The following is an 8682-nucleotide window of genomic DNA, read 5'->3' as shown; positions in this document are numbered from 1 at the left end:
CCCGCCCGCCGTTATGTGCCATGGACGGCCATCCAAACTGAGAAAAAGACACCACATCAGCGAATTTGGCCGCTCGGGCCACATAATCCAGCCGGGCACAGAAGCCCGACAATCTCAAGACCGGGGTGATCTCTCATCCGTGCGAGGGCGAGGTCGTGCTCAACGACGCGTATCGGGAGATGGCGGCGCATTATTCAGCGGCGGTACTACCGGGCCGAGTGAAGCACCCTAAAGACAAGGCGAGCGTGGAAAACACTGTCTCGCACGTCGCCACCTGGGTGATTGCCGGGTTGAGGAAAGAGGTGTTCACGAGCCTGGCGCAGTTGCGGAGACGGATTCGGGAGCAGATCGATGCCTATAACAGGCAGCCGTTCCAGAAGCGGGAGGGCTCCCGGCTGAGCGTGTTCACCGCCGAGGAGAAGCCGGTGTTGCAACCGCTGCCGGCGGTGGCGTTCGAGATCAGCACCTGGACCTATGGGCGCAAAGTTGGGCGCAGCGGCCACGTGGTCTGGGCGAAGAACTTTTACTCCGTGCCGTTCGCCCACATCGGCTCGAATGTTGATCTTCGTGTCACGGAGACCATGCTGGAGATCTATCGCAGCGATGAGCGCCTCACCAGCCACCTGCTGCTGCCAGCGACGACGGCGAACCAGCATCAGACGAACGAGGCGGACCTTCCGGAGGGTCGCAGCTGGCAGGCGTGGGACCGGGCCCGGATCGATGAATGGGCGTTACGGATGGGCCCGGCAACCGTGACGGTGATCAGCAAGATCTTCGAGTCCGTGCCGGTCGAGGAGGCCGGCTACGACCCCGCGCTGGCGGTGCTGCGCCTGTCCCGCCGATTCTCCCCGGCCCGGGTGGAAGCGGCCAGCCAGCTCGCGCTGCGGGGGCCGATACGATCGCCCCGCTACGCCCACCTGCGGCCGATCCTGGATACCGGGCAGGACAAAACCGGGATCGTCCCTGATGAGCCGGAGGGAGACGATGGCGGATACGTGCGGGGCGGCGCCTACTACGCCGGAGGGGCTCGATGAGCCGCCTGGATGCGGAGACCAAACGCAAGCTGCGCGAGATGAACGCGGGCGAGTTGCTGGAGGCCATCGATACCCAAGACGAGAGGCTGAGTATCAGCTTGCCGTTCGAGGATCGTGTCCGGTTGGTCGTCGATGACGCCTATTCGTCGTTTACGCATTCCAAGGTGACCGGCTTGATCCGGCGGGCAGGACTGCGTTATCCGAACGCGGATTTGCGCCGCATCGATCTTCTCGACGAGCGCGGTCTTGACCGGCAGCTGCTGACCCAGCTGGGCACCTGCTCGTTCGTGGGCAGGCAGCAGAACGTCGTCTTGCAGGGGTTCACCGGGTCGGGGAAGTCGTATCTGGGATGCGCGGTCGCCAAACGCGCCTGCGAGCACCGAATCCGCGCACATTACGTCCGTATGCCAGACCTCGAGGAAGAATGGGTCGCCGCGCAAGACAGGCCCGGCGGTTCCGGTAAATTCCTGCGAAAGTATGCGGCATTCACGCTGCTGGTCATCGACGAGTGGCTCCTGGATCGACCCACGGAACCGATGCGAGGCATGCTGCTGGAACTGATGGAGCGCCGCTACGGCGAGACCTCAACAGTGTTCTGCACTCAGTATTTGCAGAAGGACTGGCACCAGCGGCTCGGCTCCGGCGTCCATGCGGACGCGATCATGGACCGGATCATCCACAACACGATCTGGGTCGAGACCGGCAACTACAACATGCGCGAACACGCAGCACTCGTGAGCGCCTAATCCTGTGACAGAGAGCGTCGGCGGCGCCAAGCCAGGCGACTGCTGGCGCTCTCTGGCACGATCCCCGGCGCTCAACCGCACGAATGGGTGGCGCTCAGGGCTTCAAATACTCAGCCGCTTCATGTCCAGCTCCCATCGGGGGAGTTCCGACGCTTGTCATGAAGCGCGAGTGTGATGCTAGTCCCTGAGGCGTTTGACGTAATCAGCCATTCCGGGGACGGTGAAGGCGACCGTACCCAGCGCGGGGGAGTAGATGATGCCCTTATCTATCAGTGAGGCTCGTGTCATCGTCATGGAGCTTTGCTTCTTTTGAGCTCTGAGGGCGAGTTCGGCTGTGCTGGATCCGGCGTCGCCGTCGTCGGCCATGAGGCGCAGGAAGCTCTTCTCGGCCGTCGAGGCCCGTTTCCACCGGGAGGGGAAGAATCCTTGGTCCAGCTGTGCGCGTCCTATTTCGACGGCGACTTCGGCGTCGCCGAGGGTCACGAGTTTTTCCGGGGCTGTTTCCCAGGCCGCGTATCCGTACTCCTGGAGGAAGTAGGGGTATCCGCCTGACGCGGTGAGCAGTAGTTCTTTTGCTTCGGGGGCGAAGGATGCCCCATAGCGTGAGGCCGGCACCACGAGGGCGGATTCGGCGGCTTCCCGGGTCAGGGCACCGATGCTGCGGTAGTTGAAGATCCGCTCTGCATAGGAGCGCGCTTCGCTCAGGACGGATGGGAGGTTGGGTAGTCCTGCCCCCGCTATGTAGAAGGGCCACTCACGTTGGTTCGCCAGGTGTTGGGCGCTGAGCAGTGCAGTGATCAGCCCGTCATCCAGATCCTGCATCTCGTCGATTATGAAGACCAGACCGGTCCTGTTTTCCGCCAGCGCACCGCAGAGATCCTCGATGAGTTCCTCCAGGTCCACTTCGATGGACCCGGAGTCGGCACGTCCGTGGTTGAGGTTCACGCCGATGTCGATTCCACTGACCCCGAGCTTGGCCGAAAACGAAGCGATGCTCCCGAGTGCAGCAATGAGCTTGGCACCTGCCCCGCGTCTGTTGAGTTTGCGGCCGGCCTGGAGCAGGTTGCGCGCGAGTTTGGCTCGTACAGCTTCCGGACCGCCCTCGGCATCGCGTCCTTCCAGGGATACCACCATGAATTCCGCATGCTCTGCCTGCCGCCGGAACTCATTCAAGAGCACGGTCTTACCCACCCCCCGCAATCCATGAAGGACGATTCCGCGGTCAGGTCGCCGCTGGCGGGTCTTCGCCAGGAGCAGATCGAAGGCGTCGATCTCGCCTTCCCTGCCTGCGAGTTCAAAAGGGCGTCGGCCTGATCCGGGGGAATATGGGTTAAGTGCGCTTTCCATATCCACAACTATAAAGGTGTATCCATCTTTTTGGATACACCTTTATGCGGAGTTATAGTGCTCATCGCACGCCGGCCCCTGACCCTGCCGGCATGCCATCCTTCATCACTAGCAATAACGACCGTTTCCGCTACAGACAAGCAGGTGCGTTTAAAAAATTCCATGCACACTCGATTTTTGTAGCGAAACTCAGTGCCGGTTTCTACGTGCCGGTTCTTCTGATGGTTGACGGGTATTGGTACATTTGGGCGCATGGGACATCTGTTGGGCTATGCGCGGGTATCGACCGGGGACCAGGACGCGGCCCTGCAGCAGGACGCGTTGAAGGCTGCCGGCTGCTACCGGATCTTCACCGACACCGCTTCCGGTTCCCTGGAATCCCGGCCGGAACTGACGAAGGTCCTTGATCAACTCCGGCCGGGGGACACGCTGGTTGTGTGGCGGCTGGACCGGCTCGGCCGGTCCATCCGGCATCTGATCGACCAGCTGGCCGATCTCCAGGAGCGTGGCATCGGTTTCCGGTCCCTGCAGGAGGCAATTGACACCACATCCTCAGGCGGACGTCTCGTCTTTCACGTGTTCGCCGCACTGGCGGAATTTGAGCGGGATCTGATCCGTGAACGGACCAACGCAGGGCTTCAGGCAGCGCGGGCTCGCGGGCGCGTTGGGGGCCGGCCCCAGCTGCTGACCAAGGACAAGCTCCGGACCGCCCGCCGGATGTATGAGCAGAAGGACATGACTGTCGAGAAAATCGGTGAGGTCCTCGGCGTCAGCCGCACCACTGTGTATCGGGCACTCCGGCGCGAACCGGTCCCTGCTGCGCCGCGGCGGCGTTCAACAGCGACACAGAAAACAGTCCGGTGAAGGCCGGAGGCAGCAGTACCCTGACCGGGGACACTGCCTCCACGCCCGAGCAGACAGCGTTGGTGCGCTGGCAGATCCTGCGCCGGCACGTCGACGACGGTGTGCCGCTGACGACCCTCGCCATACACGAAGGCATCGGACTGCGGACACTGCAGCGCTGGCACGCGGCCCACAAACGCGACGGCATCGCCGGACTGTCCACAGCCAACCGCGGGACCACCCGACGCAGGAGCACCCCCTAGCTGGTCGCACTCGTCGAAGGCCTGGCCCTGGTGAAACCGCCCCTGTCCGTGGCTGCCGTCGCCCGCAAGGCCAACCGCGTCGCCGCCGACCACGACTGGCGGCCGCTCTCCTACAGCACGGTCCGCTCCATCACCAGGGGCCTCGACCCCGGCATGAGAACACTCTCCCAACAGGGAATTGCCGCCTACCGGGACACTTACGAGCTTGCCTGGCGGCACCGGGCCGAGCGCCCTAACGCCATCTGGCAGGCAGATCACACCGAACTGGACATCCTCGTCCTGGACGCGAACCTGTTGCCCGGGCGCCCGTGGCTGACCACGATCATGGACGACTACTCCCGCTCGATATGCGGCTACATGCTCTTCCTCGGGGCACCGTCCGCTATGAACACCGCACTGGCGCTGCGGCAGGGAATCTGGCCCAAAGCCGGCGCAGGGTGGCCGATGTGCGGGATCCCCGACATCCTCTACGTCGACCACGGCTCAGACTTCACCAGCCACCACCTGACCCAAACCGCGAAGGACCTGCACTTCGAAATCACCTACTCAACGGTCGCAAGACCCCAAGGCCGGGGAAAGATCGAACGGTTCTACGGCACCATTAACACGGAGCTGTTGGCCGAACTGCCCGGACACCTGGCCCGCGGCCACCGGCCCCCGGCACCGGTGCTGACCCTCAAGGAGCTGGACGCGGCCATCTGCCGTTTCATCACGGAGGAGTACCACCAACGCGAGCACCCCGAGATCAAAGACACCCCGCATCACGCCTGGGTAGGCGACGGGTGGCTGCCCCGGCTCCCGGCAACCATGGACGAACTGAATCTATTGTTGTTGACCGTGGCCAAACCCCGGATCGTCCACCGCGACGGCGTGCACTTCCAGGGGCTCAGATACGTCTCGCCGCTCCTGGCCGCCTACGTCCGAGAACCCGTCGTTGTCCGCTACGACCCGCGGGACGTGACCGAGATCCGTGTCTTCCACAAGAACCAGTTCATCTGCAGGGCCGTGGACCCTGACCATGAAACCTCCACTCTCACGCTGAGAGACATCCAGGCCGCACGATCGGCCCGCCGCCGGGAACTGCGCGGACAAATCAACCAGCGGATCGCCGTCGTGGCCCGGCACCTGCCGGACCTGGCATCAGCGAAACCGGCTCCCGCTCCGGACGCTGTTGATCAACCCAAGAAGCGCCCGAAGCTACGCACCTACCTGGAGGACGACCGATGACACCACAAAGCTTCATTGCCACCAAAGAGCACCGCCGGTTCGCTGAGTTCGCCGACGCGGTGCGCCGCCAGCACACCATCGGCATCTGCTACGGCCAGGCCGGCATCGGAAAGACCCTCTCCGCCAGGCGCTACGCCAACTGGCATAAGGCCGAGAACCTCATAGAACAGTGGGGTCCCCGGGACGACTCCGACTACCAGATTTACGCGGCCCTGGCCCGGACACGCACCGTCTTCTACACCCCTGCCGTACTCACCTCACCCAAACAAATCCACGCCGAACTCGAACACATCAGCACCCGCGTATCGATCTGCGTTGATCAGCATCTGGAAAAGATCGGCAAGAAGACAGGACCGCACACCCGCACCGGTAAGCATGTTGAGCTGCTCATCATTGACGAATCCGAGCGCCTCAACGCCACGGCGCTTGAACTTTGCGTGACCGCTACGACCGGGACAACATAGCCCTGATCCTCATCGGCATGCCCGGGATTGAAAAATGGTTCAGCCGCTACGCACAGCTCTACAGCAGGGTCGGCTTCGCCCACGAATACCGCCCACTCGCACAGGAAGAACTGAATTTCGTCCTCGAGCGCAGATGGCACAAACTCGGTCAGAGCCTGGACCCGGAAGATTTCACCGATGCCCAGGCCATCGCCGCCGTCGCGCGGATCACCCGAGGAAACTTCCGCCTCATCGACCGGCTCTTCACCCAAATCGAACGGGTCATGAAAATCAACGAACTCAGCACCATCACCGATGACGTCGTTGAGGCCGCACGCTCAACCCTCGTCATCGGAATCAGTTAGAACCGCCAAACCGAGCTGTGAAATAACCGCCATTGCGAAGTAACAGTCACACCGCTGTCCGGAGCGCGTGTCCTCCCGGGGTAAGCAACCCCAGAGCGACGAGTTTCTTGAGCCGTTCCGCGAGAACATTCGAGTCGATACCCTTGAGTGATCCGGCGTGCAGCTCTCGGAAATGGTGCTTGTCTCCGAAGACGATGTCGCGGAGCACGATCAGGGTCCAGCGATCGCCGAACGCCTCCACGGCGCGTTGAGGGCACCCCGACCGCGGCTCACCCGCTTCGCCCATAGTGCTTGCACTCTACTACCGCCAGCTAATACCGTCTCGACAAGGGGTTGCAAACCACAAGCGGAAGGCATTTCATGCTGAAGGAAGTCGCTGAGGGCGTTGTTGTTCACGAGAGCGAGTTCATCCAGAGTAATTCCGTTGTCGTGCAGGGGGGGACGGTGTGTTGCTCATTGACCCCGGCATAACGGGCGACGAAATGGCGGCCCTCGCGAACGACCTTCGCGAGTTGGGCCAGCCCGTCGTGGCAGGCTTCTCGACGCATCCTCATTGGGACCACGTGCTCTGGCACGCGGACTTCGGCGACGCGCCCCGTTACGGCACAGCCCGCTGCGCGGCCTCTATCCAAGATCTGCTGTCGAACGCGGACTGGAAGGCCCGCATAGCCGAGGGGCTCCCGCCGGAGTACGCCGAGGAGATCCCGATGGATCTGCTCGGGCTCATTACCGGTCTGCCCGCCGAAGCTACGCAGATTCCTTGGGATGGCCCCAAAGTCCGCATCATCGAGCATCAGGCCCATGCCCCAGGCCATGCCGCGCTGTTGATCGAGGAGTCCCGCGTCCTCGTCGCCGGCGACATGCTTTCTGACATCCTGATGCCGTTCCTCGACCTCGAGGCCGCGAATCCGATCGAGGACTACCTCGCCGCGCTGCGGCTCTTTGACCGCCTGGCCGACGACGTTGACGCCGTCATCCCCGGTCACGGCTCGGTCGGCGGAACTGGGCAGCTACAAGCACGTATCAAACAGGATCGCGCGTACGTGCAGGCCCTGCGAGACGGCGGTGTTCCCGACGACTCGCGGGTCGGTCCGTCGGCCCCGTTGGAGTGGCTGCCGGAGGTTCATCAATGGCAGCTCCAGCGGCTCGCCCAAAGAGAACTGAACGAGACGCTCGAATAGCCGTCGCATCCCGGGTGCTGCGGGGTGTCCCGACGACGGCCCGCCACCTGAGCTGGCCTGACCGAATGTCGCCGAATCCGTCTAGGCCACAACGAAGAGTCGACTGGCTCGCTGCGCATCGATGGCGGATCCGTCAGCCATCTCGAAGAAGTAATTACACTGCCACTGCTGGGATTTTTTCGCCTGCCGATTCGTCGTAGCTGACCACGGCGGATAGACGCGGAACCCTCGATTGCCTCCGGCGCCGCCAACGGACACGACGCCATGCTTGACGAGCGCCTTCGGAAAAGCGAATGCTCCGACTCGGGAATCCTCCCGCACGCAGATCACCAGCACGTCGCTGTACTCCTCCGCAGGCAGAGGTTCGGTCGACCCATCGAGAGAGCGCCGTCACACTGTCACGAACAAGCCCACCTTCGTCGGGGTCAGCTTTCCGACCCTGAAGCGAACCGGATACCGACCGATTACCGAGATCGCGGCACCGTACTCAGCGTTGTCGACCTCGACTTTGGCGGGGGAACAGACGAGGCCGAGGTCGCCGAGAACCCTCATCACCATGGCGACATCCGGATGGAGCGACGGGGCTGTGCGCGAAGAGCTCAGCCCTCACTACCCCGACGATATCCTCACGTGCACGTCTTCTGGAAAGGGGGTCCTGGACAACGAATCCTCTGGTTCACGAACCACCCCTAAGGGGTCGATTTGAAGGCTCAAGACGGGACACGTTCTACAGAACGCCATGATGGTCTTTGCGGCACGTTGAACGTGCTCGGAATTCGCGCTATGTGAGCTCCAGCAGCCCAAGGCATTCGATCACAACGTGTTCAGGCTGCCGGGGATCGTCACCCCAAATGCGAACCGGAAGTTCTACTGTAAGGACGGTGTTCACCCGATGATGGCGCTCCCGGCAGTGCGCGGATGAGCCGCGTAGGGTGAGCACAACTATTGGGGGAATCCCCTGTGACCCAAGTCTTCAGCATCTGGCCCATGCCTTACGTGGTCTTCATGGCCGTACTGATCGGCTTGGCGGCGTACGTCCTGATCCTGGTGATCACCTTCCTTCGGCTCCGCATTGCTGAGCTGAAACGTGCGGCCCCGCCCAAGGACACCGCCAACGGCAGTGACAGAAGCTAGGACTGCGCTGAACTAAGCGCCATTTGATTGGCCGGTTCGGGTATGGCCGCCCGAACCGGCCCCTCAACCTTTTTCAGTGGGCATCCGACGATCCGGTTT

8 protein-coding genes and 3 pseudogenes are annotated in these 8682 nt (G+C 62.6%); 8 read left to right on the top strand and 3 right to left on the bottom strand.

Features of this window, described 5'->3' with window-relative positions; translation table 11 throughout:
* Positions 1–104: 104 nt before the first annotated feature.
* A pseudogene (locus tag NG698_RS21230) lies at positions 105–1034 on the top strand (Mu transposase domain-containing protein); the annotation flags it as partial.
* Positions 1031–1780 (top strand): ATP-binding protein, encoded by a 750-nt coding sequence (locus tag NG698_RS21225; RefSeq protein WP_160670425.1) that lies wholly within the window; start codon positions 1031–1033, stop codon positions 1778–1780. The pseudogene NG698_RS21230 and the gene NG698_RS21225, both read left to right, overlap by 4 nt.
* 177 nt (positions 1781–1957) lie before the next feature.
* Here NG698_RS21225 and NG698_RS21220 read toward each other — a convergent pair whose 3' ends face one another.
* The gene (locus NG698_RS21220) at positions 1958–3127 is read right to left on the bottom strand and encodes an ATP-binding protein (protein ID WP_252612208.1); all 1170 of its coding nucleotides are present in this window, start codon (positions 3125–3127) and stop codon (positions 1958–1960) included.
* Positions 3128–3379: 252 nt separating this feature from the next.
* Here NG698_RS21220 and NG698_RS21215 point away from each other — a divergent pair, with 252 nt between their 5' ends.
* The 4 genes and pseudogenes from NG698_RS21215 to NG698_RS21200 all read left to right on the top strand — a co-directional run bounded on the left by NG698_RS21215 (position 3380) and on the right by NG698_RS21200 (position 6268).
* The gene (locus tag NG698_RS21215; protein WP_252601912.1) at positions 3380–3991 is read left to right on the top strand and encodes a recombinase family protein; all 612 of its coding nucleotides are present in this window, start codon (positions 3380–3382) and stop codon (positions 3989–3991) included.
* Positions 3988–4233, top strand: a complete 246-nt coding sequence (locus NG698_RS21210; protein WP_252612206.1) for a helix-turn-helix domain-containing protein — start codon at positions 3988–3990, stop codon at positions 4231–4233. Before NG698_RS21215 ends, NG698_RS21210 begins: the two co-directional genes overlap by 4 nt.
* A gap of 30 nt (positions 4234–4263) precedes the next feature.
* On the top strand, positions 4264–5460 hold the full coding sequence (locus NG698_RS21205) for a TnsB C-terminal domain-containing protein (RefSeq protein WP_252612204.1): 1197 nt from the start codon (positions 4264–4266) through the stop codon (positions 5458–5460).
* Positions 5457–6268 (top strand): annotated as a pseudogene (locus NG698_RS21200) (AAA family ATPase). Before NG698_RS21205 ends, NG698_RS21200 begins: the two are co-directional and overlap by 4 nt.
* 46 nt (positions 6269–6314) lie before the next feature.
* Here NG698_RS21200 and NG698_RS21195 read toward each other — a convergent pair.
* Positions 6315–6554: a winged helix-turn-helix transcriptional regulator gene (locus tag NG698_RS21195; protein ID WP_252601918.1), complete on the bottom strand. Its 240-nt coding sequence runs from the start codon at positions 6552–6554 to the stop codon at positions 6315–6317.
* A 160-nt stretch (positions 6555–6714) separates the two neighbouring features.
* Between NG698_RS21195 and NG698_RS21190 the strand changes: the two genes are divergently transcribed.
* Positions 6715–7449: an MBL fold metallo-hydrolase gene (locus NG698_RS21190; protein ID WP_252601921.1), complete on the top strand. Its 735-nt coding sequence runs from the start codon at positions 6715–6717 to the stop codon at positions 7447–7449.
* An 81-nt stretch (positions 7450–7530) separates the two neighbouring features.
* Here the strand turns inward: NG698_RS21190 and NG698_RS21880 are convergent.
* Positions 7531–7824 (bottom strand): annotated as a pseudogene (locus NG698_RS21880) (MepB family protein); the annotation flags it as partial.
* 585 nt (positions 7825–8409) lie between these two features.
* Between NG698_RS21880 and NG698_RS21180 the strand changes: the two are divergent.
* Complete coding sequence (locus NG698_RS21180; RefSeq protein WP_252601923.1) at positions 8410–8583, top strand: hypothetical protein; 174 nt, start codon at positions 8410–8412, stop codon at positions 8581–8583.
* Positions 8584–8682: the final 99 nt, after the last annotated feature.

Origin of the sequence: Pseudarthrobacter raffinosi, assembly GCF_023913735.1 — a bacterium.
In the GTDB taxonomy this organism is placed as follows: domain Bacteria; phylum Actinomycetota; class Actinomycetes; order Actinomycetales; family Micrococcaceae; genus Arthrobacter; species Arthrobacter raffinosi.
Note: the sequence above shows the minus strand (reverse complement) of the source record. Positions and strands in the feature narration are given on the sequence as shown.

Bases quoted from the DNA above. Each gene is read 5' to 3' on its own strand.
- NG698_RS21225 (WP_160670425.1), top strand. From the start codon at position 1,031: ATGAGCCGCCTGGATGCGGAGACCAAACGCAAGCTGCGCGAGATGAAC.
- NG698_RS21220 (WP_252612208.1), bottom strand. From the start codon at position 3,127: ATGGAAAGCGCACTTAACCCATATTCCCCCGGATCAGGCCGACGCCCT.
- NG698_RS21215 (WP_252601912.1), top strand. From the start codon at position 3,380: ATGGGACATCTGTTGGGCTATGCGCGGGTATCGACCGGGGACCAGGAC.
- NG698_RS21195 (WP_252601918.1), bottom strand. From the start codon at position 6,554: ATGGGCGAAGCGGGTGAGCCGCGGTCGGGGTGCCCTCAACGCGCCGTG.